28 protein-coding genes and 1 pseudogene are annotated in these 23,818 nt (G+C 35.2%); 13 read left to right on the top strand and 16 right to left on the bottom strand.

Annotated elements, in window-relative coordinates:
- Positions 1–154: 154 nt before the first annotated feature.
- Entirely contained in the window at positions 155–772 is a 618-nt protein-coding gene (locus ACQKOG_RS12675; RefSeq protein ID WP_427446744.1) for a hypothetical protein, read from the top strand.
- Between the two features lie 246 nt (positions 773–1,018).
- On the opposite strand, the gene ACQKOG_RS12680 is transcribed toward ACQKOG_RS12675, so the two are convergent.
- Positions 1,019–1,495: a hypothetical protein gene (locus ACQKOG_RS12680; protein ID WP_370078810.1), complete on the bottom strand. Its 477-nt coding sequence runs from the start codon at positions 1,493–1,495 to the stop codon at positions 1,019–1,021.
- Positions 1,496–1,954: 459 nt separating this feature from the next.
- Here ACQKOG_RS12680 and ACQKOG_RS12685 point away from each other — a divergent pair, with 459 nt between their 5' ends.
- Positions 1,955–2,143 carry a hypothetical protein gene (locus ACQKOG_RS12685; RefSeq protein WP_427446746.1) on the top strand — a complete coding sequence of 63 codons (189 nt, stop codon included), beginning with the start codon at positions 1,955–1,957 and terminating at the stop codon, positions 2,141–2,143.
- Positions 2,144–2,361: 218 nt separating this feature from the next.
- Positions 2,362–2,808: a GNAT family N-acetyltransferase gene (locus ACQKOG_RS12690; RefSeq protein WP_427446748.1), complete on the top strand. Its 447-nt coding sequence runs from the start codon at positions 2,362–2,364 to the stop codon at positions 2,806–2,808.
- A gap of 27 nt (positions 2,809–2,835) precedes the next feature.
- On the opposite strand, the pseudogene ACQKOG_RS12695 reads toward ACQKOG_RS12690, so the two are convergent.
- Together ACQKOG_RS12695 and ACQKOG_RS12700 are read right to left on the bottom strand one after the other, a co-directional pair.
- Positions 2,836–3,024, bottom strand: a pseudogene (locus ACQKOG_RS12695) (IS5/IS1182 family transposase); the annotation flags it as partial.
- A gap of 288 nt (positions 3,025–3,312) precedes the next feature.
- Positions 3,313–4,080: an alpha/beta fold hydrolase gene (locus ACQKOG_RS12700; protein WP_427446750.1), complete on the bottom strand. Its 768-nt coding sequence runs from the start codon at positions 4,078–4,080 to the stop codon at positions 3,313–3,315.
- A 490-nt stretch (positions 4,081–4,570) separates the two neighbouring features.
- Here ACQKOG_RS12700 and ACQKOG_RS12705 point away from each other — a divergent pair, with 490 nt between their 5' ends.
- From ACQKOG_RS12705 to ACQKOG_RS12725, 5 genes are all read left to right on the top strand, one after another.
- A complete protein-coding gene (locus ACQKOG_RS12705) occupies positions 4,571–4,792 on the top strand; it encodes a PadR family transcriptional regulator (protein ID WP_427446752.1) in 222 nt (73 codons plus the stop codon).
- A complete protein-coding gene (locus ACQKOG_RS12710; protein ID WP_370078800.1) occupies positions 4,789–5,232 on the top strand; it encodes a hypothetical protein in 444 nt (147 codons plus the stop codon). The genes ACQKOG_RS12705 and ACQKOG_RS12710 overlap by 4 nt, the downstream gene beginning before the upstream one ends.
- A 353-nt stretch (positions 5,233–5,585) precedes the next feature.
- Positions 5,586–5,858, top strand: a complete 273-nt coding sequence (locus ACQKOG_RS12715) for a hypothetical protein (protein WP_370078798.1) — start codon at positions 5,586–5,588, stop codon at positions 5,856–5,858.
- A gap of 457 nt (positions 5,859–6,315) precedes the next feature.
- The gene (locus tag ACQKOG_RS12720; RefSeq protein WP_370078796.1) at positions 6,316–6,714 is read left to right on the top strand and encodes a BlaI/MecI/CopY family transcriptional regulator; all 399 of its coding nucleotides are present in this window, start codon (positions 6,316–6,318) and stop codon (positions 6,712–6,714) included.
- Between the two features lie 2 nt (positions 6,715–6,716).
- Positions 6,717–8,609: a M56 family metallopeptidase gene (locus ACQKOG_RS12725; protein ID WP_402873694.1), complete on the top strand. Its 1,893-nt coding sequence runs from the start codon at positions 6,717–6,719 to the stop codon at positions 8,607–8,609.
- Positions 8,610–8,792: 183 nt separating this feature from the next.
- On the opposite strand, the gene ACQKOG_RS12730 is transcribed toward ACQKOG_RS12725, so the two are convergent.
- Complete coding sequence (locus ACQKOG_RS12730) at positions 8,793–9,035, bottom strand: hypothetical protein (RefSeq protein ID WP_370078792.1); 243 nt, start codon at positions 9,033–9,035, stop codon at positions 8,793–8,795.
- Between the two features lie 528 nt (positions 9,036–9,563).
- Complete coding sequence (locus tag ACQKOG_RS12735; RefSeq protein ID WP_402873697.1) at positions 9,564–10,448, bottom strand: LysR family transcriptional regulator; 885 nt, start codon at positions 10,446–10,448, stop codon at positions 9,564–9,566.
- Between the two features lie 130 nt (positions 10,449–10,578).
- On the opposite strand from ACQKOG_RS12735, the gene ACQKOG_RS12740 reads away from it, so the two are divergent.
- Positions 10,579–11,337, top strand: coding sequence for an SDR family NAD(P)-dependent oxidoreductase (locus tag ACQKOG_RS12740; RefSeq protein WP_370078788.1), 759 nt, complete (start codon positions 10,579–10,581; stop codon positions 11,335–11,337).
- A 322-nt stretch (positions 11,338–11,659) separates the two neighbouring features.
- On the opposite strand, the gene ACQKOG_RS12745 is transcribed toward ACQKOG_RS12740, so the two are convergent.
- Both ACQKOG_RS12745 and ACQKOG_RS12750 read right to left on the bottom strand, forming a co-directional pair.
- Positions 11,660–12,142, bottom strand: coding sequence for a PH domain-containing protein (locus tag ACQKOG_RS12745; RefSeq protein ID WP_427446756.1), 483 nt, complete (start codon positions 12,140–12,142; stop codon positions 11,660–11,662).
- 124 nt (positions 12,143–12,266) lie between these two features.
- Complete coding sequence (locus ACQKOG_RS12750; RefSeq protein ID WP_370078784.1) at positions 12,267–12,914, bottom strand: pentapeptide repeat-containing protein; 648 nt, start codon at positions 12,912–12,914, stop codon at positions 12,267–12,269.
- Positions 12,915–13,101: 187 nt separating this feature from the next.
- Between ACQKOG_RS12750 and ACQKOG_RS12755 the strand changes: the two genes are divergently transcribed.
- A complete protein-coding gene (locus ACQKOG_RS12755; protein ID WP_427446758.1) occupies positions 13,102–13,434 on the top strand; it encodes a hypothetical protein in 333 nt (110 codons plus the stop codon).
- Positions 13,435–13,642: 208 nt separating this feature from the next.
- Here ACQKOG_RS12755 and ACQKOG_RS12760 read toward each other — a convergent pair whose 3' ends face one another.
- Positions 13,643–13,825, bottom strand: coding sequence for a hypothetical protein (locus tag ACQKOG_RS12760; RefSeq protein WP_370078780.1), 183 nt, complete (start codon positions 13,823–13,825; stop codon positions 13,643–13,645).
- Between the two features lie 169 nt (positions 13,826–13,994).
- On the opposite strand from ACQKOG_RS12760, the gene ACQKOG_RS12765 reads away from it, so the two are divergent.
- Positions 13,995–14,402: a VOC family protein gene (locus tag ACQKOG_RS12765; protein WP_402873703.1), complete on the top strand. Its 408-nt coding sequence runs from the start codon at positions 13,995–13,997 to the stop codon at positions 14,400–14,402.
- A 210-nt stretch (positions 14,403–14,612) separates the two neighbouring features.
- Positions 14,613–15,770, top strand: coding sequence for a Ger(x)C family spore germination protein (locus ACQKOG_RS12770; protein WP_402873705.1), 1,158 nt, complete (start codon positions 14,613–14,615; stop codon positions 15,768–15,770).
- 236 nt (positions 15,771–16,006) lie between these two features.
- Here the strand turns inward: ACQKOG_RS12770 and ACQKOG_RS12775 are convergent, their stop codons facing one another.
- Together ACQKOG_RS12775 and ACQKOG_RS12780 are read right to left on the bottom strand one after the other, a co-directional pair.
- Positions 16,007–16,255 carry a hypothetical protein gene (locus tag ACQKOG_RS12775; RefSeq protein WP_402873708.1) on the bottom strand — a complete coding sequence of 83 codons (249 nt, stop codon included), beginning with the start codon at positions 16,253–16,255 and terminating at the stop codon, positions 16,007–16,009.
- A 104-nt stretch (positions 16,256–16,359) separates the two neighbouring features.
- Positions 16,360–17,067 (bottom strand): MBL fold metallo-hydrolase, encoded by a 708-nt coding sequence (locus ACQKOG_RS12780; RefSeq protein WP_427446761.1) that lies wholly within the window; start codon positions 17,065–17,067, stop codon positions 16,360–16,362.
- A 205-nt stretch (positions 17,068–17,272) separates the two neighbouring features.
- Between ACQKOG_RS12780 and ACQKOG_RS12785 the strand changes: the two genes are divergently transcribed.
- Positions 17,273–17,659, top strand: coding sequence for a hypothetical protein (locus tag ACQKOG_RS12785; RefSeq protein ID WP_427446763.1), 387 nt, complete (start codon positions 17,273–17,275; stop codon positions 17,657–17,659).
- 302 nt (positions 17,660–17,961) lie between these two features.
- Here ACQKOG_RS12785 and ACQKOG_RS12790 read toward each other — a convergent pair whose 3' ends face one another.
- From ACQKOG_RS12790 to ACQKOG_RS12815, 6 genes are all read right to left on the bottom strand, one after another.
- Positions 17,962–18,294, bottom strand: coding sequence for a DUF1093 domain-containing protein (locus ACQKOG_RS12790; protein ID WP_427446765.1), 333 nt, complete (start codon positions 18,292–18,294; stop codon positions 17,962–17,964).
- Positions 18,295–18,663: 369 nt separating this feature from the next.
- Positions 18,664–20,532 (bottom strand): hypothetical protein, encoded by a 1,869-nt coding sequence (locus ACQKOG_RS12795; protein WP_427446767.1) that lies wholly within the window; start codon positions 20,530–20,532, stop codon positions 18,664–18,666.
- Positions 20,520–21,281, bottom strand: coding sequence for an ABC transporter ATP-binding protein (locus tag ACQKOG_RS12800; RefSeq protein WP_370078765.1), 762 nt, complete (start codon positions 21,279–21,281; stop codon positions 20,520–20,522). The genes ACQKOG_RS12795 and ACQKOG_RS12800 overlap by 13 nt, the downstream gene beginning before the upstream one ends.
- A gap of 35 nt (positions 21,282–21,316) precedes the next feature.
- Positions 21,317–21,949 carry a TetR/AcrR family transcriptional regulator gene (locus ACQKOG_RS12805; RefSeq protein WP_370078763.1) on the bottom strand — a complete coding sequence of 211 codons (633 nt, stop codon included), beginning with the start codon at positions 21,947–21,949 and terminating at the stop codon, positions 21,317–21,319.
- 203 nt (positions 21,950–22,152) lie between these two features.
- A complete protein-coding gene (locus ACQKOG_RS12810) occupies positions 22,153–23,028 on the bottom strand; it encodes a DnaD domain protein (RefSeq protein ID WP_427446769.1) in 876 nt (291 codons plus the stop codon).
- Positions 23,029–23,202: 174 nt separating this feature from the next.
- Entirely contained in the window at positions 23,203–23,622 is a 420-nt protein-coding gene (locus tag ACQKOG_RS12815) for a hypothetical protein (RefSeq protein WP_370078759.1), read from the bottom strand.
- Between the last annotated feature and the right edge of the window lie 196 nt (positions 23,623–23,818).

A 23,818-nucleotide genomic window follows, 5' to 3' on the forward strand; every position in this document is an offset into this window, starting at 1 on the left:
CACATTTGTTTCCCCTTGCTCCGATAGCTTCGTAGATTGCCTTACGATGCTTGTTAGTCGTTAATACACGACCGTTGATTTATTCATGTTACAACCTCCTGAAAATTATCTAAGGTATTTCGTGGAATATTTACAAATAAAGGAGTTGTTATGAGTGTCTTCAAAAAAAGTATCTATCGGTCTAACGCAATTTACAGACTTTACTTTCAAAGGCGTTACTGGTAAGACTTCAATGGTTAGACAAATAAAATATCAAGATGATTACAATCCTGCCTTTGATTACTGGAAACCTTTACGGGATGGTATCCGAAAATTTCATGAGAAGGAATTTAGTAACGATTACCTGCTTTCTCTTGCTAACAAAGTTTCTCAAGCTAAGCAAAAGAATTACTTGGAAGCTGTCAAAGCACATTTAAAATTTATTAAAAATAAAAAAATTGAATGGTTTGATCCTGGCAAATCCAATTGGTATAGCGATTATTTAACTGTCCGTTCATCACCAGAACTTGGATTAAAGATTGATGGCGTTCCACACTTAATCAAGTTATATTTCAAAGGGAAGGACGAACGAATTGATAAAAATAAATGCCGCTCATCTTTAACACTATTAAAACAATCTGATTTCACCATTGAGCATTCTCCTGATATAAAACCAGCAATTTTAAACGTTCAAAAAGGTAGGTTAATTTCAGATGAACCCTCTACTGAAGATCATCTAATTGCACTTGAATCTGAAGCAGCACAATTTATGGTTATTTGGAACAAAATTTAATCAAATTCGAGCCCCATTGTGCATACGCATGCGCCCCAAATCGTCCCAGAAGATATTTTTTAGCTCCAAATCGAATTAGTGTTTTTTTAAAAATCTATTTCTCAGGCTATGAACTATACAAAAAAACTATCACGACATATTAATAGTAATGTAAAGCTAATTTAGCCTTACACCTCCGAAGCTTGTTACTAAGGGTCACTCCATCCCAAGTGACCCTTTTTATAGTTTCTTTCTTCAAAATATTCATCAATGGAATTCTACTGCTCCATTATCTGCAGCCATTTCGAACGCATCTTGCCATAGTTCGTACTGACCTATCCACCAACCTCCATTATCTAGGGACTTTGCAAAATCCTCTGCTTTTACTTTATTTTTCGCAAAATCCTTTGCAAGTTTCTTAGAAACTATTGGGCCTATAACTCCTTCGTTGTCGGCAAAATTTATTAATTCTTGGAAGTCATTACCGTCAGAAAATTCCTCTAATTTTGCTCGCCACCAGTTATATCCTCTATAACTACCTGCACAAAATTCAATACCTTCTTCCCATGTATAAACTGTTTGTGGATTAACACCCTCACCACGACCAGGGAAATTTTCTTCAGACCATTCCATACTTTCACCAGGTTTCCATTGGTTATCCCAATCTAGTACTTCGCCATCTTCATCTAATTCAGGGTTTTCTACAACTACCAATTTTCTGTAAGCAGTAATATCTAATCCCATTTTCTAATTCCTCCTTAAACTTGTTATGACACATAATCCTCTAAAACGATTCACACATTCTTCTACTTTGATCAGATTCAAAATCACAATGATAATAATGATATGTGACTATCTTCTCTAACCCCGCTATCTGAATAACCACAACTAAAACAAGTAACCCAATCGCAGTCATGGTCAGTCGCGTTTGCACCACAACCTATACAAATGTCGCTAAGACCTAATCTTTTCAATCTAAACACCTACCTGTAAATATCTTACAACCATTCTTACTAATGCGCTGTATTTTTTTAAATAAATATTTAATGTGATACTCCCAGATTAATGACGGTATATCTCTATTGTTCCACAAAAATCAAGCACACCTTTTCCCTCAAATTGTGCAGTAATAATTTGGTTTTAACGCCTAATTTATGTTAACCTGAAATCGTAGTTTAATTAACATATATTGGAGGATTTAAAATGTCTCATAATTTTAGCTTTTATTCTCTCATTGTTTCTGCAATATTATTTGTCATCCTTGTATTCATGAATTTTTTTGGATATTGGACGGCAGATAGATTCCAACAAATACTCTATTTCATTTGTATGGTATCAGTAGTTTTTGGTGCGGGTATTGAAACAGGAAAAAAACTAAAAAACAGAAGCTGATTAGAAGATTTTAATTGGCTTTTTTATTGCACATTTTCCTTCGAATTTTCACTTCGCGCATCTACGCATATTATTAATTTGCCATTTCCCGATGCTCCGTAGATGCCCATAAGTCGCTTTACTTTCAATATTTCCAACTTTAATATTATGGTAATAAATGAATAAAACGGAGTCTAAGTTCAATGTTTTCATAAAAATGATTTATTGGAGGAATTATAATGTTGATTAGAACTGCAAAAATTCAAGATTGTTATCTATTAAGCAATTTAGCTTATAAGTCAAAAGCCTATTGGGGATATACAGAAGATTTTCTACAACAATGTAAAGATGATTTAACTGTAACAAAAGAGTACATAGAAAAAAATCCCGTTTACGTAATGGAGAGTGACAATAAGATAGTAGCATTTTATAGCTTTACTATAAATGAACTGAAATTGGATGCATTATTTATAGATCCTGATTATATCGGTAAAGGATTAGGGAGAATGATATGGGACCATTTATTAAATAAAGCGAAGGAGTTAGGAATAAGCGAGTTTACTCTTGATAGTGAACCTAACGCGGAAGGTTTTTATTTAAAAATGGGAGCGAAGAATATTGGCTCTACTCCATCTACTGTGTTTCCTGACCGTCAACTTCCTCTAATGAAAGTTAAAGTGTTTTAAATTTTATGTAGGTATATGGTTTGCCATTTGTAACATACGAATTGGAGGAGTGGCTTTACGTCCATTGTCTAAACAATATTTTGTTTTTAACTCTTCTAAAATGAATGAAAAATCAACAAGTTCATTGATTTGGCGAAGTATATTATCTTTTGGCACAACAATATCGTAGATCGCCATATATGGACTTAAATTAAGGGTTTCTTGATTTGAAATCATCGGGGGCACCACCTACACATTAATTCTTTTAATATAAAGGAAAGCGTGACTAAAATAATAGTGTGATACATTGCGTTGTTTGGAGAAGCATCGCTCGACTCCTGCGGGAAAGCGAGACAGACGAGACCCCGCACGAAGTGAAGCGTAGGAGGAGGCTCGGCGCTCGCCCGCGGAAAGCGAGCGGAATGCTTTGGAAAACAACAGTAGAGTCACAGTGCCAAATGAATACCTCGCAATGTGAGAAGATATAGACTTTTTCAGTGCCCTCAAAAGATCATTCATCTTTTTTCAATTAAGTGCTTTTTCGATTTCCTTTAACATAAGTATAATCTCCTCAATCACAATCTCTGGCTCATCATGATGTATATAATGTCCACTATGACTAGCAATCCGAAACTTGCTTGACGTTGACAGCTTCTTGTATTCTGCTTGGAGATTTTGTTCAATTTCCAATATCTTTTGAGATGGCCATCCCTCTTCTCCACTATCAGGTAAACCTCTTGCAATAATTGTGAGAGGAAGGTCAGTTTGTCTTGAATGATCAACAATTTGCTTATAGCTCTGCATTTTATCAATATTTTCACTATTCAACGAAGGGTTTTCTAAATATTCTCTATTTCCTGCAACCAGATTTTCCGGTAAAACCTGTTCATAAGCAAGTTCTTTAAATTCCGGTGCAGCGTCAACCAAAATCATGCCGCAAATATCGAGTGGATTGAGACTGGCAGACAATCTCGCGATTAAACCACCAAAAGAATGCCCTACTAGTATATATGGTTTCTTTACGTCAAGTTCTTGCAACAATTCTGAAAGCTCCTCGACCAAATCATGACAAGTTTGCGGGACAGCTGTTACTGAACTACTGCCAATACCCACCCTTGTGTAGGACAAGGTTGACGTTACATCCGATATTCGATCTTGGACCTTTTTCCATGTCTCAAAGCTATCGCCTAATCCAGCTATAAAGATGACACTCGGAGCACTGGTACATTGATATTTCGTATACAGACTGCGATTATCACCGATATAGATTATCTTTTTATTTTGTTTATTCACTTTTAATCACCTATTCCAATTATAGGCCTTATATTACTTATATTTCCACAATGATTCTTAGAGACCTGGCAGATAATCTTTCATTTTCCAAACTCCTGTTAGAGTCATGAGCAACATAACTTTTAACTCCTATTCCTTATCACGTATTATTAATGCCACTATGTATAATTTCGGGTAATGCTTTAAGCCTTAAGTCTTGCATAAAATTAAATACCTGTTCCTTCTATGATTAGGGTTATAACTCGAAACAGCAATGTTTGTGTTTTGACAAGGAAAAGTTAATGGCAAAAAGGCTAGGCCTTTTCTCTCTTTTAAATAGCTTATTATTGCACGAATTGGAAATAACAGTTGTTATTACGTTATACGTTATATCGCCAAACGTAATAAACTTTTAAAAGGAGATATTGTATGAAAAAGGATAGATTTTCAGAGCCTTTCACTGTTTATTTTGATTAGTCTGGCAGAAAAAGATTGTCATGGCTATGCAATTATGGAGGATATTGAAAAGAATTATAGTATTAAGTTAGGTGCTGGAACTTTATATGGAGCAATTACACGTTTAGAAAATGCGGGCTATATTCAAGTGCTTGAATCAGATGATCGCAAAAAACCTTACAGGCTAACAGATGCCGGACGTGAATATTTAAGCAACCAAATTAAAGATATCCAAGCAATAACTACACTTGGCGCAAAAAGGCTTGGGCTTATATGAAGTGGTTAATTTATTTCTATCCAAAAAGTTGGAGAAAACGATATGGCGATGAATTATTTGATCTATTAGAACAAAAAGATTGGACATTCTTTATGACGATTGATTTACTCAGAGGTATAGTTGATGCTTGGAAAATCGAAATAAAAGAACGAGAAGTTTTTGGCATTCGAATGAGTAATGTATTATTGCTTGTCGGTTTGATTAATATACTTATTATTCTACAATACAGATCATCACAGGAGGTCATTTTTATGGAACAAATTGCGTTAATCATTGCAATGGTATCGTTTTTCTTAGCAGTATCTATTTTCATTGTGCATCTTTTTAAAGAAGGATTACAAAAGGCTTTTTCAATCAGCACTAAATTATCGAAAATGAGTCTCGGATTTATGGGCATATATGGTTTGAGTTTTATTACATTTTTAGTACTAACTAATTAACTATCGTATAAAAACTCTATAACATAAAACTAATTATAATTAATAAAGCGTATTCGATTTCTCCCGAATACGCTTCTATTTTCTAATGGCGAATAAATTAAAATCGCCCCATTCTTTAATTATCCTCCGCCAATTCTAACTTCCTGTTATGTAAATAATTCGAATAAAATAAAACGATTAATACTAGTCCTACGATAAATGATACATTCCCTATTTTCAGAAAAACGATCTTTGTATAGTTGTCTAACGGAGTCAATTGGAAAATATAATATAGTGTCAAAGGGATTCCAACTAAAGAAGCCAATAATATATTTTTATTGTTCCAATAACCAAATAAGGTTTTTATGAAATAAGTGAAAAAAATCCAAAGACTAAAAACGATTAAAGCATGCGATATTCTATCAGCTAATTGTCCCTTCAGTACAGTTAAAAAAAGAATAGAAAACACGACTACTGTAACAAAAGGAGCAAACACAATTAACTTATCCATTCTTTTAATTGGTAATCGTAATTTTGAATCAGCAACCAATGAAAATGAAGCTCTTTGTAAATATAAAAATAAACAAGCAATCATGATCAATCCTAAATATAACAATAAAATACCTTCCTTCAGCCCTTTATCCTAATAAAGGAAACTTGTTTTTGTTAAAAACATAGAATATTATACTAAAATATAGAATGTTATACCATATTTATTGCAACAATGCTCTGCCAATTTTTTTATTAGAATATTTGGGTTTTGTTTCAATTTATACAACTGTCCACCGAATAAACAAATACTTAATTTTACAGTATTAAATGCGAGTAATTTCACGAAATCACTTTAGGCCAAATTGCAGCCCCCTTTCAACAGAATGTCTTTTACAGTCATTGTAAAACCCCCTACTTTCACTACTATTCACATAATACCTGTGTTTTAAATGCTTGTTTAAGACGAGAATTGCTTTCTTCACTGTTGTTTAATTGTATTTCCGCTTCAAGAGCATTTATTTAGCAATTGGAAAATAGTTGACAACCAAGGATTACAAATGTAATATCGAATTACGGATTACAGTTGTAATACTTGGAGGTGAATTTCAAATTATGAAAGAATTACCTAAAATATCTGAAGCTGAATTGGAAATTATGAAAGTTCTTTGGTCAAAATATCCACAAACAGCAAATGAAATTATTAAAGTACTAGAGTCAACAACAGATTGGAAACCGAAGACGATTCGGACGCTTATTAATCGGTTAGTTCAAAAAGAAGCTATTTCTTATCATCAAGACACAGGGCGTGCGTATGCTTATTATCCTTTAGTTTCTCAAGAATGTTATTTACAAGTAGAAACAAAATCCTTACTTAAGCGTTTCTATGGAGCAGCATTTAAACCATTACTTGTGAATTTCTTAAAAGAAGAAAAACTGTCTTCAGAAGATATTAACGAACTCAAACGTATTCTGGATGAGAAGTCTGAGGAAAATCAGAGGAAGGATCGCTAATAATGATAGATATCTTCGTAAATCTCTATCTACCTCGTTTTTTTGATTGGGTGTTAGAAACCTCAATTATGGCAAGTATACTAGTCGCTCTAATCTTAAGTGTGAAAATTTTGCTTAGAAATCAGTTAACTCCACGGTGGCAATATTTGTTATGGATGATATTAATTGTCAGACTTTTATTGCCTTGGTCACTAGATAGTTCCTACAGTATCTATTCTATCTTTTCCTTTAGTAATGGAACTGTAGCTACTACTTCAAAAGAACATGAGCAAGAATTAGAAGTTATAGACGATTCAAAGATAGCCACAAAAAATGTTTCATATATATCTAGTTCACCCAAAGTAGCTGAGGAAAATAAAAAACAAATACACAATAATACAAAACGAAATGATGAACCGTTTTCTTTTTATACAATCCTTGTATACATTTGGCTTACTGGAGTCATCATTTTGGGCTTTACTACCATCATTATAAACAGGCGTTTATTTCTTTACATAAAAGGACAATCGATGATAACAGATCAAAGGATTGTCACTATCTTTGAGAATTGTAAAAAATCTATGTCTGTACAACAAGATATCCCACTGTTTTTAGCTGGAAAGATATCGAGTCCAACTGTGTTCGGCTTTATTCGGCCAAAAGTTTTATTGTCAAACGTACACACGGAAGTGCTAAATGAGCAACAGTTACGATACGTTTTCCATCACGAATTAGCCCACATCAAACGAAGTGATGTTGGTGTGAATTGGCTTATGTATAGCTTACTCATTTTAAATTGGTTTAACCCCATTCTTTGGTATGCGTACTCTCGCATGCGGGAAGATCAGGAACTAGCCTGTGATGCGTTAGCTCTTACATATATAAATCCAAAAGAGCAACTTGCATATGGTCATACTATTATTAGCCTTTTAGAACACTACTCCAATTATTATCAAGTACCAAGTTTAGCAAACTTAAGTAGAAATAAAAGAACCTTAAAAAGGAGAATTTTGATGATTAAAAAGTTTAAAAAGAACTCTTATCGCTGGTCTCTATTTGGAGTTGCTACTGTAATTGCTGTATCTTCTATATCTCTAGTAAATGCACGAGCAGATATACCAACGAAAGAACAAATTGAAGTTAGTAATGATATGAAAGAAACAAAAACTGAAGTTCCTATACAGCAAATTGTAGAAAAAATGATTGGTACAAAAGAACAGGCATTTGCAGATTTTCATACCTCAGAGAATAGATATGAAGCTATACTTGAAGAAATTGAAGTAGCACGTAATGTGTTAACAAAAGAGGAATTTGATCAATTAATCAATTTGGAAACAGAAGAATATACTATTACTAAAGAGATGAGAGCCTTAGGGGGACCGGAACATTTTGATCCGGATAAACATAAAAAATTAGAGGAAATTAGTAAAGCTGCTGGACCCTTATGGAAAAAAATCTATTCACATTTCACATTTACTATAGAAGAAGCACAGGAGTTAGTTGATTTTCCGATAAAGAAGCCAGCTTATCTACCGGGAGGTTACGAACTAAAGAAGGAAGAAGTTGAAACAGCTATTACGACGAAGAAACTGAATCCAGTCATTCACTCAGAATATAGAGGCGAGAGGAAGTTTGGCTTTAAAATTTATCAATCTGCTATTTTAGAAAAACCAAGAAAACCTGGCATTATAGAAATTGGCAAAGATCCTTTCTATGAACGTATATATGACAACATAGAAAGTTATGAACTGGAAGGTACACAATTCACTTTTGCTAAAAGTACTGGAGAAAATAGTAAAGCCATGAAGATGATTGTTCCTGAAAAAGGAAAGGACAGTGCCTATCAAATAGTAATCATTGATGATGTTTTAAATAAGGCCGAGTTAGAAAAAATCATGATTTCATTTTTGAAATAAATGTAGTAAGTCTAATTCCATCAACAACAAGAAGAGATTTTTAAGGTAAAAATGAAAAAATTTTTATGTTAAAAATAGCGCCATTTTTAGGCGTTTATCATATCATTTATCAATACTAAAGTATCATTTTTGAATACAGCTTTATTTCATTCAAAAAGGAAGGGAAAAGAATCCCTTCCTTTTTTAGTGCACAACCTTTTTATTGATTAGCTTGGTACTACCAAAAGCAATTACTAGTGCTATTAAAGAAATAACAAGTGGCGGAATAAAGCTTGTATTTCCAAACACCACTTGTGATGATAAAGTCGAAGCCTCTTCCCATTGGTTGCTAGGCGTATAAAACATTGTTAATAGCATACCTGAAAGTACTTGCAATACGACAAAAGCCAGCGTAAAAACCCCTGCAAATAATAAGTGTTTTTTCAAGTTAATCCCTCCCCTCTTATATATTACTACGACTTAAGTTTAAATAAGTTTCACAATATTCTATTTAGAAATTATTCTGTAACACCTCTGTATCCTTGTATGGTGTTATGATCAATGTTTCTAGTTCATTCATACTTATTTTGTTGTGTACTACTTTGTCTAGCTAGCGTCTATAACGCCTCGGCCGTTTTTATGTTACACTTTACACAAATTACATACTGAGGTGATATTATGGAAAACAATAAATTGATTTGCAAGTCTTGTGGTAGTGATTCATTTTCTCAGGGGAAACTTGATGGTTACGCTGCTTTAAGACCAGTTGACACAATTTTTTCTAATGGATCTCCACTTATTTTCACTCTGTGTCAGAATTGCGGAGAAATAGCTTCTATTAAGGTGAAAAAACCCCATAAGTTTACTAGCTCCATATAGTTTTATTCAGGGTCACTAGCCTGTAAGTGACCCTTTTTATTTAACCCCCAAAAACAAACATGTAATTAGCCCCGCTTCATATACCTTCCCCACATCTTATATTGTACTATCCTTCAAAAATGAAATAGCAAAATCACGAAAACTATTTGCGACAAATGAACTTTTTCTCTTTTTATTCCAAGCAATCCCTACCGTTTGAAAGCAATCAGGATTTGAAATTTTTAATATCTTTACATTGTCTAAATACTGATCTAAAAATGAATATTTAAAAATAAAAGAGATGCCCTTTCCTTCGTTCACCAATTGTAAAATAATCGATAAATCTTCACCTTCAAAGGCAATTTGCGGAGTAAAGCCTGCTCTTTCAAATAATTGATTTTCTGTTGTGCGGAAATTTTGTCCTGTTTCTGACAAAATAAACAATTCATCCTTAGCCTCGATTAGTGAAACACTTTCTTTAGCAGCTAGGGGATGATCTTTCGGCACTACTAAAAAGACTTCTTCTGTAAATAATGGCACCCACTCTATTCTGTCATCTTTAATTGGATTAATGACGATCATTAAATCAATTTCACCACAAATTAATTTTTGTAGCGCTAATTTATCAGGTAATAAATACTGTCGGATTTTAACATTTGGGCGTTTTTTATAAAAATCATAAAATAATTTTGGCAGTAGTTTTGAATTCATTACATTAATCGCTATACTATCTTCTCGTATATTTGCGAGTTCTTGAATTTCTGATTTTGCCTCTTGTAAATCATCTAGAGCCTTTTCCACCTTCTCATAAAAAATGCGTCCATATTCATTCAAACGAATAGATTTCCCTTTTCGATCAAAGAGTGGTACTCCAATATCATCCTCTAAACGAGCAATCGTTTTGCTTAATGAAGATTGCGAAACCTCTAATTCCAATGCCGCTTTCGACATATGCTCCAAGCGGGCTACTACTATAAAATACTCTAATTGAGTTAATTGCATTATTAGTCACCTTCTTATGCTTATTACTATAAAGGAATAAGCTCATTCATTCAAAAATATTGAATACGTTTTTTAGTGAAAGCTATACTACACATGTAAAGTAGACTTACAAATATGGGGAGGCAATATTATGAATGTTAGAGATTTTGAAGGTCGAGTTGTCTTAATCACTGGAGCAGCTACTGGTATTGGCCGTGCTACAGCAATCGCTTTTGCACGTCGTGGCGCGAAAGTTGCTATTGGCGATGTTGATGACCGTGCACAAGAAACTGTAGAACTAGTTCAACAAGCAGGCGGAGAAGCAGTATTCTTTAAAACAGATGTAACAAGCCCAGAGCAATTGAAATTACTTGTTGAAAAGACAGTAGAGAAATTCGGTGGATTACATCACGCATTCAACAATGCAGGCGTTTTAAACAAACCAGCAAAATTCGTTGATATTGAAGAAGTTACTTTTGATAAAGTAATGGCAGTTGACGTTAAAGGTGTATTCTTTGCGGTGAAACATGAACTTGAATACATGGTTGCTAATGGCGGTGGTACAATTGTAAATACAGCTTCAGTAGCTGGTGTCATTGCTGATCCAAATATGGCACCATACGTAACAGCAAAACATGCCGTAACGGGTTTAACAAAAGCAGCTGCAATTGACCACGCTCGAGACGGTATCCGAGTAAACGCTATCGCACCTGGTTTAACAGAAACACCAATGACTCAAATGTGGAAAGATAATCCTGAAGTTTGGAACGAAGTTGTTTCTAACGTTCCATTGGGCCGAGCTGCTAAACCAGAAGAAATTGCTGAAGTCGTTGTATTCCTTTCTTCAGACGCTGCAAGCTTCTGTAACGGCTATGTTTATGTAGCAGATGGCGGACAAGTTGCTCACTAAGTCCATTTCGTAAATATTTATTCCTAAATAATAGGATGACAAAAAATGAGGCAGGTACAAAAGTATTTTACCTAAAGTAAAACCCGAACAAATTTGCAAGACACTCATACGGTGTCTTGCAATTGTTCGGGTTTTCTAAATATTGTGCTTATTTTATTTGAAAGTAATTCGGCTTTCGCGAAGAGCGAATTAGTTATGTCCCAGCCTCTATATATACAATTCGGAACAACAACAAACATATTATGGAAAAAACATAAACGTAATACAATCCTCGTAAACGTTCATGCCTTTTCCCTCTTTCCTATGTATTTGCATTCCTAAGTTACTCACTAATCTTCTCTAAAGCATTAGTAAGTTCATTTAGCCAATGTTTCCCACCATAAACGACAAATATCGTTTCATTTTCTTCTCTTTCAAAAATATGGAATCTTTGCGATATGAAGAGATTTAAGCCGAGTTCAGTTCGATCTATTTCTTTTAAATCCAACTCCCAATATAAATGAGGATTTAAATTGATAGCATGCGCACAAAAAATTAATCGTTGGTTTGTTAATAATAGTCGCCCACCATCAGAACGAGTTATACTGTAAAACATATTTGCAAAGCCCGAGCGAATTGGTATTTCATGTTCACGCATTTCATTTCCATGAAAAAAGATTTTTTTATATTTGGGTTCTTGTTCATCCAAATTATAAGTGATTTGTTTAGCTTTTGATGTAATAATATAGCTACCACAATACGCACAACTATTATCCTTTGGATCAAATGCTGCAGCACAGTTGGGACAATTTAAAGACTTTGCCATTGCTCATTCTCTCCTCTAATAATCAATGATTTACTAATTATAGAAATTATTCCTTCATATAGCATACTTTTAATTACAAAGAATACCAGTAAAGAATGGGATTCAATTGAGTAGCCAGTCAATATTATCGTTTAACCTTTAAACCTAGCACTTCAGCAAAGCCAATTGCTTGTTCAGTGGAAACCACACAGCCATTTAAATTATTCAATGTTACATTTAATCGTTCAAAAGTGCATGTACTAATATCCACATTGTTGAGAGGCGTGTCGCTAAAATCAACTTCATCAATATTACAGTGTTCAAATTTCACTTTCTTAAATTGGCAGTCGTAATAGCTTGTCCCACGTAATGATGACTGCACAAAACAAATTTGTTTTAGTCTTGCTACTCCAAAATTACATAAATTCATCACACAATCTTCAAAAGAAACATTCCCTAAATGGGCCTCCGAGAAATCAACACCTAACAGCTTACAGTTTTTAAATGTAACTCGATGTATAATTCCTTCGTTGAATTTTGAGTTAGATAAATCGCAGTTTTCAAAGATGACATCAGTCATATCAATTTTATTGAAATTCGAGTTAATCAAAGATACTTTTTGAAACATTACTTTGGATACTATTAAACGCTCAATACTATCATTCTCTCTACTTGTATTCGTAATTAGCTGATTCGATAGATAAGGTTCTTCATCATAAAAAATGTCTTCAAAAGTTCCTTGAGCCAAATCATTTGGAATAAGCGGAAGTTCAATTTTAAATTTTGTCGTCATTCTATTTGTCCTTTCTCACTTTTATTATCTTAATTCTACTCTATTATAATTGATATAACTTTAATAAAGGCTGTTTTCGAAAAGAATGTTGCTATTCAAATAAAGTTAGCAGGATAATTCAATAAGATACAAGAATAAGTATGCTGATTATCGAATACTTAAGTAACTTTGATTCGGGGGGAAGTGTATGTACGATTACATAAGTATTCATTCAGATAAATTAGCCTTATTTATTAAAACTGATGTCATTGAAAATTTCTTAATATTAAATATGAGTTGCACTAAACTAAGTACACTAGTGTTTACTAAGGAGTTAAGTGGCTCCAGTATCATAATTAGAGGAATTAATGCTAATTTACAAGGTAATTATGCGTATGATTCCGCAGATGAATTTACGGAGATAAATTTAATTGAGATTGACTTTCCAGATAACTCTAATGGTGATTTAGAGGATGAAATATTGAAAATTGCACAGGAAATTTCAAATGAGTTTTTATGGAAAATTGATTTAAGAGAGTAAATAAGTAAGCTTTCCTTATTAAACTAACAATGCTTTAGTTGAAGAAGATAGCCAAATCAGAAGCAACTTGGGAAAACAGCCTTAATATTAAGGAGTTTTACTTTAGCAATTTAGTTACCTCATATGTTCTGAACAAATAACTCTTGCTCAATTCAAATTACCACAACCCAAACGATTGTGGTAGAAAATATTATGCGTTCTTCCTTAATTATTTATTACGTTTTGAGGAAGTGTTTTCGTTGTATTGTTTTTCATTGTATGCATTGTTCAATTGTTCAGTAGTTAGATCATTTTCTTCACGCACATCTAAATCATCAGGGCTTAAATCTGCTCCAAATTCTACTTGTTCTTCTTCACTTTTATTGCGTTTTTCTTTTGCCAAAATTATCACCTCCGATATATAAATTATCCATTTTGGCGTAAATTATACTTGTCAGAATATATGCTAAATGTTACGTTATTTCCTCGGTAATAAACTATTCTGGTATCATTTAGGAAGTGCCATTTCAACGATGCGGATTGTTTCATTAATATAGATTAGATAAAAGGAGAAATAATTTATGGCTGAAAAATATGTACACCACATTTGCATACAAACGAATACATATGATGAATCTTTAAGTTTTTACACTGAAATATTAGGATTTGAAGTAGCACAGGAGTCACCAAATTTCCACGATAGACATTTTAATACTTGGTTAAAACTTGGAGCATTTTATATCGAACTCCAAACTGGAAAGTATAATGAAGTCCTTGATACATGCAATTCAAATGCTCAAGGCATTGTACATTTCTGTTTATGGGTGAACTATCTCTCTCAAGAAGTAGAACGGTTGAAGGATATGAATGTTCATTTTATTCGCAAAAATGATGAAATTTTTTATAAGGTTGAAAATGGCCAGCTATGTAAGTTAAAAGCACCTGAAGGAACTATTATAGAACTTCGCGATAATACGGGAATAAAGTGATCAGGGATTTTTCTTCATATCTCTTCGCTTTTTTCAGAAATACGCCAGGACTCATTATAATAATGAGTCCTGGTCTTTTGTTTAGATGGCTAAATATAGCTGTTCTAAGTTTTTCACTACTTATAATCCTTTCATTTTTTGTCCAAACTATAAGCAAAACCCCTTTACTCCGCAAGATTACACAGAATTTCTAAAAGTAGGGATCAAAAAATGAAGAAAAAAATAACGTTAATAGTAAGTTTAGCAGCTGTACTATTACTTTCCGGGTGTTGGGATGTTACTGAACCACAAAGAATGTACTATATTGACGGAATTGGTATCGATTATAAAGATGGTCAATATGAAATATATATGCAAATCATTAATTTTGCGAATGTAGCTAAATCAGAAGCGCCTACTCCTCAAGCAGCACCGTCTGAAATTGGATTTGCTAAAGGTAAAACGATGGAAGAAGCCTTTTTTAAATTATATCGCTCCATCGACCAAAAAGTATTCTGGGGGCATATGACTTTTCTTCTTTTTTCTGAGGATGCCTTAAAGAACGGCAATTCCATTCCTATTATTGACAGTTTTTTACGTCATCGGGAAACAAGATATCAAATATTGACATATGTTACAAAGGACTCTATTAAAGATATTCTTTTAGTCACACCAATATTAAATAAATCACTAACAGCTTCAAAGCTAAGCAATCCAATGCATACAAAAGAGCTACAAACATATGTAGAGCCCGTGGATTTGCGAAAACTACTTATCAACTTAAATGAGCCGAGTCATGAAGTGAATATTCCACTTGTATCAATTAATAAAAACTGGGAAACGACTGATAAACCAACAGAGGAAACTGCTTTATCTGGTTTCGGAGTAGTTTCAAAAGATGGATTTAAAGGCTATATAAATGATGGGGAGGCAAGGGGTATCCAATGGATGTATTATAAAAAAACCCGGGGAGACGTAACGATTAAATTAAACAATAAAGAAAAAGAATACTTAACAGTTGATTTAGAAAAATTAAGTACCAAAATTAAACCAATTGTAAAAAACAATGAAGTAACATTTGAAGCGGAAATAAAATTAAATGCAATCATCAATGGTTTCAAAGGGAAAGTAACTACCGATCAAATAAGAGAAGGTATTATTAAGGAAGTTAAAAAAGATATAAAAACATCCTATGAAGCAGGTTTACAAATGGATGTTGATGTTTTCCGCTTATCAGAGCAGCTATACCGAAAAAACATAAAGGCATGGAAAAAAGTACAGAAAGATGGCAAAATTCCATTGACAGCCGACACTCTTAGTAAAATAAGTATTACTGTAAATAAAGTTAATCCTGGTCGAAAAACATTTGCTGAAACAATTAATGAATAGCGATATTAATGATGTATTGGCATAATGATGAAAGAAGTTAAAACACATTTGTGTCAGCTATCCAACGATCTATTCAATTCATTGAAATAAATTCTCATTCGAACTGTGATTTTTCGTTCTATGTGTTATAATGCTGTTGATGGCTAAGCCATTATAAGGGCAAGACCAATTCTGAGCTGTAGCGTTGTCATACGCTACAGCTTTTTAAATTGTTATTTTTTTAAAAATTCGGACGTTTAATCGGACGACGAACTACTATCACTGCAACTAGATGTATCACTATAACTAGAGACACTATCCGAGCAATTGTCTGTATTTGAATCTTCCATGGATACAAATGTATTTGTTGAACTATAATCTATATGAGTACTCGAATGATTGGAATGACTTCTTGTTGAACTATCATGATTAGTGAATTCCTTTTTTATTAAGCTAATCACACCTACTAAAATAATGAATCCGATAATTACAATAAAGAATCCCATTCTTCTCTCCCCCTTTCAGATAACAATTAAATTTTATCATTATGAGAGTTGATTAACCATTTTTAACCAAACGAAATAGAAGACGCTACTCGCTTTCTAAAAGGTTAAAATTCGTTCGTTACAACATTGAACCCTAACGTTTCAGCTTCTTGACGGTCAAAACCTTCATCTACATGCATACACCAAAATTTTGAACGTACTTCAGAACTCACTAACTCACTCAGTTTTCGTAATGACAAGTGCACATTGCCCTCATAATCAGCTTTACAAGTATCTACATAAACAAAATCGAAGACCTTTGGATTTCGTAAAGATTCTTTTAGGTAATTTGTATCTCCTGTATAATAAATAAGTTTGTCATCTATAGATAATTCAATTGAATAAGAAGGTATTTCTTTAACATGACTAGACCTTTCGAAAAGTACTTTACAGAAATTAAGTGTGTACTGTGTATCCGATTGACATTTTTTTATGAAACATTGAACTCCTGGCATAATGCCATTAATGGCCAACAATTCTTCAATTTTTACATCATAAGCGGAATAAACAGATACATTAGGTTTTGCCATTTCGCCATGGCAATAATAGCTATAAAAAATAAAATCAGCAAGGCTACCAACATGGTCCGCATGAGTATGAGTGATCAATACATGGATATGCTTGATACCTTCCAGTAAACTATTTTCCTTAATTCGGTGAAAAATATTGCTACCACAATCAATTAACAACATCTGATTTCCTACTTTATAATACGCTGAATTATTACCTAATTTCGTATTAAATGCACTTCCAGAGCCGATAAATTTCAACATAAAGTAACCTCTCTTCCATATTTACTTTATTTTACAAAGAATATTATCAGTTATCCACTTCTCCCCCTAAAAATGATAAAAGAATGAAACGCTTAAATTTTATTATTTACAAATGATGGCCCCTCTCAACAAATAATAAATAATGTGTGTTATTTTAACGACTGGTCATATTCTTTAATACGCTTGGTTAGCGGCGGAATTTGATGTGTTAGCTGCGGTCTTCTCTTGGTTAGCGGCGGAACTCGATGCTTTAGCGGCGCTCTTCTCTTGGTTAGCGGCGGAACTCGATGCTTTAGCGGCGCTCTTCTCTTGGTTAGCGGCGGAACTCGATGTTTTAGCAGCGGTCTTCTCTTGGTTAACGACGGAACTCGATGTTTTAGCGGCGGTCTTCTCTTGGTTAACGACGGAACTCGATGTTTTAGCGGCGGCCTTCTCTTGGTTAGTGGCGGAACTCGATGCTTTAGCGGCGCTCTTCTCTTGGTTAGCGGCGGAACTCGATGTTTTAGCGGCGGCCTTCTCTTGGTTAATGGCGGAACTCGGTGTTTTAGCGGCGGTCTTCTCTTGGTTAGCTGCGGTACTTTATTGGATATGAATAAGCACCCCCATCCACCTCAACCATATCATTATTATAAATTGTTTATTCAATGTGAGATTATTGGCGGGCATGCAAGAAATGGTTTGGAAACAAAAGGAGTACACTTTTATCATGACGATAATTTACCAAACCTTTCATTAGAGAGAAATACAGGTGTTCAAATCAAAATGCTTTTCGAATTCTTAAGAAACCCTCATAAAGATACGATTTTTGATTAATAGCTATAAAGTTAATGGAGTGAAAAAAGTCCAATTTCATAATTTTAATGTTAAGAAATTGGGCTTTATAATGGCGTGGGTTTAGCTCTGATTAAATTTTCCCTTAACATTTTCCGGTAAGTCATCCACATTCATTACTTTGGGATCACCAGTATATCCTTCTAAGCCTCTTGGGACGCGGACAATCGTTCCTTTTTTATAAGGTTTTTCTGCAAAAAAACTTACAACCTTTTCATTTCCATCCTTATCATAGCCCTCTAGTGCGTATACGAAATGGCCATTGCTATTTGGAGTTTGTAATTCCTCGTTAATTTGAACATAGTAGTCTTTTTCTATCAAAGCACCCTTGTCACCACAACCAACTAAGAAAGTAGTGAATAAAATTGTCATTGCTAAGAATTTCATAATCTTCATTTCTTATGCCTCCTCTTTTATAACGAAATAATCTCGTTACACAAGAGTATAGATAAATTCTCCACTACCTTAAATTTCGGAACATGACAGTTAGTTGACAAAATTGTCATCTTTAAAAAATCTATGAACTGCCCTCTCGACCATTAACTTAATATCTATACCTACCTAGCTCATCTCTCCTTTTAACTATGGAAAAGGGCCCTACCAACAACACACGAACAAAATATGCTACACAATCTCCCCAAAAAAAGCCGAATTTCCTTTACTCTAAGGAAATCCGGCATAATTGTAAAAGCGCAATGGAGGATTAATCTTTAGGGTAATTAGCGAAGCTGTTACCAATAGATCAATCGTCATTGTGTTTTACCGCTACATATTCTTATGTTTACGAACTATTTTTCTAGTTATAATCAAAGCACTTACACCAGTTAGAACAAAGAAAATGCAAATAAGTAATTGGACGTTTTCCGGAAGATATAGAGCAATAAACCAACTGTGGACCTTTACGCCTGAAAGCTTTAGAATTATAGGCACAATCCCCTGTGGTAATGTGAAAATAATCCCCATCGTAACGAGTAGACCTACCAAAGCGGACTTTCCTGCAGATAGATTAGAAAATGTGTCGTCTGTTTGAGCTACTTTGTTATCCACGGATTGAGCTATTCCGCCGCTCTGCATGATTGCGAGGATATCTGGACCAAAAGCTTCCAAACGACGGTATGCCAAGCGTCCGAAATACCAAGCGATGAGTAAGCCGGTACACAATCCCACAGGAACACCAATCAATGTTAGTAAGTTTTGATGTAGCAACGTCCCTAAGGTCAATATGACTAATGTAGGTATCGAAGCAAAAAACAGCAATATCAACAACAATAAATTGGTTATAAATAATGCCCCTGCGTTCATGTCATCACCAGAGACTATGGTTCCGCGTCCACGCCTATGCGGGTCTGTCACAGGTATGAGCTTGTAAACTGAGAGGAATAGGATTAATCCCGCTCCTCCACCTAACAGCGATGGAAGCAAGGCTAAAACCCATGCCCACGCCCAGTCCAACTTACTGACATAAAGGAATAGGAGAGATATTACGATCGATACGGGTGCTACAACCATTATCCATGCAATTTGCCTGCCCCGCACATCGTTTCGTTCTGAGCCCGGTGTAGTAATAGACATCCAAAGAGCACCGCCATCAAACCCATAAAGATTGTTAGAGAACACGCAAGTGAACATCACAAGGACTATGCCGACCCAGGGCATTAATAAAGTAACACCGCTCAACGATACAAATAAGCCATAGAATAATCCCGTCCACAGCCCCATCCGCAACAATCGCCCTCGCTGCGGATCGCGCATCCAAGTCTTCAGTTCCTTAAGAACGACCACCCCAATTTTCGAAGTTTTTGTCGGTAGAATGTTGGCCCAAGTAAGGAACAATGATTTATTTCTGCTATAACGATTTATACGAGCCGCATTTTTCGTGCTCCCTGACAGCAGTCTTGCCCATATAATCAATAGTAATCCACACAATAAAGCCAACTCACAGAGAACACCGACAGCTAAAAAGTAACGGGATCGATTTACAGCTTCGATTGCTACCACAGCCCAACCCGATGGCAATATTCGAGCCACTAAAGAAATTGCTGGCGACGGTTCCTCTACGAACAAGCTAACCGAAGGAAGTAAATACCAACCGACGTTAAGAAAAGCTATAACGGCTCCTATGATCAACGCCCCGAATTCTAAACCTAATCGGGATTTCGATGCCTCTCCAATCACCCCCATCACCACTTTGGACAATAGCATGATGATTACTAGTTGCAACAACATCGCAGGTACGGCAACGATCACAGCCCAAAATCCAAGTCTTGCTGCATAAATGACGAGAGAGAAACAAGCGACTAAGCTAACGATTGGTCCAATACCGATGAAGGAGGTACCGAGCAACCCTATAGCCAATCTTCGTTGGGCGATAGGCAACAAGGTGAAGTATTCCGTTTTCAATACCCCTTCTCCGACAACTAACATAGGCCCTATGATCCAACCAATCATCCAAAATCCAAAAGCGATACAGATAAGATCTGCTGATATTTCATGATTATATAGTACACTAAGCAGAATCGTACTAACTGCCAGCAATAGACCGATAACCCCACCGATAATCATGAGAGTCGCTCGTCCTCCGCTCATCGAGTGGCGAAGCAAGGAAATCTTCATTCGAATCATTACATTAACCATGATAATCTCTTTCCTTCTCCAGGGCGATTCCCAACTAACTGAACGAAAGCCTCTTCCAGACTTTCACCATTACGCACAAAATCCAATGGGCCTGCAGCAGCCACTCTCCCCTTCGCAATAACAGCAACATGATCACACAATTGCTCGACCAACGCCATGACATGGCTGGATAAGATGACAGAACCACCATTGGCAACAAAACTCTGCAAGATGGTTCTAATTGTTGACGCAGAGATGGGATCAACCGCCTCGAACGGCTCGTCAAGCACAAGAAGCTTTGGGGAATGTAGAAGGGCCGTGGCAAGACCAATCTTCTTTCTCATTCCAGTGGAATAGTTTATAACAAGCGTACGCTCATCATTACGGAATTCTAAAATATCAAGCAATTCTTCTGTACGCTGGGCAACAGTCTTCGCATCAAGTCCACGCAATAATCCCATATAAGTCAAAAGTTCACGCCCGGTTAGCCTTTCTGGCAATGACATGCCATCTGGCAGAACCCCAACTAATGTCTTTGCATGTAAAGGATTTGACCAAACATCAACACCGAATATTCTAGACGCTCCACTGTCTGGGCGCAGCAGCCCTACTGCCATAGATAATAGAGTCGTTTTTCCTGCACCGTTCGGACCTACCAAACCGAAAAATGAACCGCAAGGCACAGTCAGGTTGACACTATTAACAACAGTGTTTTCTCCAAATTGTTTGCTCAACCCGAGCAGTTGAAGGGCCGAATCCCCGTCTGTCATAACATTTTCCTCCTTAAATTGCCTACTGATTATGCTCACAAAGTTACGTTCTTATCGGTTGCCAATTTAAATAAAGTGATTAATTCTTGTGCATAAGCATCAAGATCCAGTTCGGGGTTCATCATCATTTGCGGCGGCAATGCATCAATCGCCTGTCTAATGGTTATAGCCATTACTTTGGGAGAAAATGTTCGAAATTCCCCGTTCTTTTGCCCATATTGCAAAATTTGCTCTAAATCGTAAATGGCTGCCTCCTGGAGATTAAAAACAAACGACTCCTTTCCTTCCTCAGGGCGAATTCCAGACCAAATTTCTAATAGAGCTAGCATATACGTCTTATGTGTAGACATAAAAGCAATGTTACTTTCGAGGTATACGCTTAACATATCCCTTGCGCTAGTGGCAGATTGTATAAGCGGACGCATATAAGAATCGCCAGAAGTATAAACCTTTTCAATGACATGCCGAATCAATGTTTCTTTGTTTTTGAAGTGGTAGGATATCACTCCCGTACTGATATCTGCACGTTTGGCTATTTGGGCTAAAGATGCTTGTGCAAATCCCAAACTGGCAATTGTCTCGATTGCGCATTCCACAATTTGTGTTTGCCTAGCGGCTTCAATAAAAGAAAGTTTTTTTTGACTGTTCGTATTATTATTTATATTCATATTTAAAAATTAGCATGACCGTTCAAAAATTTCAATTGTTATTTTGGTTAATTTTGTATTTATTTTGATAGTTATTGGAATTTCCTCATTCTTCATGTCATTCCTACTTGATACTCCATATCTTTTTTCGATTGGTGTTTAGGATTGATATCGGAGTTGCTTTTAGACCAATTAACTCTCCAACCACGCAGTAGTTGCATTTTTCACCTTGCACTCTCAGTTAGATTCCTTAATGTTTCCAAGACTTTTTGTCGTTCCGCTTCAAAGTCAATTGCTTGTCCATCTTCTATATCATTGGAATTTCCACTACGTTGATGGAACCAATCAGGGACAACTTCTTTATGCACTTGTAGATTGTGATAAGTACGCTGTTGTTGTTTTCGGGCTACAAATCGAAGTTTATCCGCTTCTACTTCCTCAATTGTTGTAAACTTCTTAGTAGTCCAAACGTGCAAAATCTTTTCAACGTAATTCCAACGAAGCACATTGTTTTCTATGGCTTGCTTCATAGCATGGATCACAAGGTCTTCCGACAATTCATTTATCCAATGACCGATTTTGTACGTGACATGAGCGACTAGAGAACCAAAGCCATTTTGCTCATAAAATTGGAACGCGCTTTGTGGTTTTGGTATGTTCTCTTCTGAGGAATGGCTCTTATTATAATAATTATTTAGTAAATTATTATTTAGTGATTTATTATTAATTAGTATTGACGGTTTTTCCGATAACGGGTATTCCATCAACGGATTAACCGTTATCGGATTTGCACTATACGGTTCAACTTGTGGTGTTTCGAACACTGAGAGTTCGACTTTCCTAAATTTACCCATGTTTGTTCTACCCTGCACTTTGTGAACATAGCCAGCTGTCGATAACTCCTTAATAATGTTAGCAGTAGATTCACGACTGCATTTGCTATGCGTGGCTAAATTAGAAATACAAAATGACCAATCATCTGGCAATGACAACATGTAAGCAAGCAAACCTTTTGCTTTCCAGCTTAAGCGAGTGTCCTTCAGAAACCCTTTGTCTAACACAACATAATTCTCTTTTTTACGAACCCTAAATATTGCCATAATGTCCCACCTTTTGTTTTATTAGTACTTTGAGTCATTCATTAACTTATATACTGATTTGACACAAAATAAGGGACATATATTTAGATTCTGAAAGAAGTTAAATTAGGCAAAAAAACAGGACATGCTACAATAGCACATCCTGTTTTTTCCTTTTCATGGTCCTTCAACGTTTTATTTATATAACTCTTTATAAACAACTACTTTTAAGGCCGTCATTTCTTCGTCTGTTAATTTACCTTCCATTTCTTGAATGACTTGATCTTTTGTCATCGAACCATTTTGTACTTTTACTCTTATATTATTAAGCTCCGAAATACCAACTTTTTGAATGATTACTTTTGTAGCTTCTTCTTTTGTTGTAAACGGCAACTTGCTGCTGTCTGCAGTTTTAGCCTCTTCCATAAATGATTTTAGTTGAGGGTCACTTTCAATCGTATTTTTAATTTCATCCATTTGTCCGCTTTGCTCTAATTCTGTTGAAATAGTATCAACAACCTTATCGGATGCATACTTCATTCCATAATGATAAACCCCATAACCAATAACACCGATGAAAATTACAATGATCAGAAGGAATTTAATAAATCTCATACTCTCACACTCCTTAATTCTAAACATAATAATACTATATAGTGTGGAAAGATGAAAAATGATAACCTTGCGAACAAAGCCTTTTACAGATTTTCCGAACGAGAAAGCCTATGCAGGGTGTAGCCCGTCTTTAGACATGGGATGAAAGTGAGGTCAGACAAGAGGTAACTATTGCTACCTTAATTGTCTGAAAGGG

This window comes from Lysinibacillus sp. NPDC093216 (assembly GCF_050280325.1).
Lineage (GTDB): Bacteria > Bacillota > Bacilli > Bacillales_A > Planococcaceae > Lysinibacillus.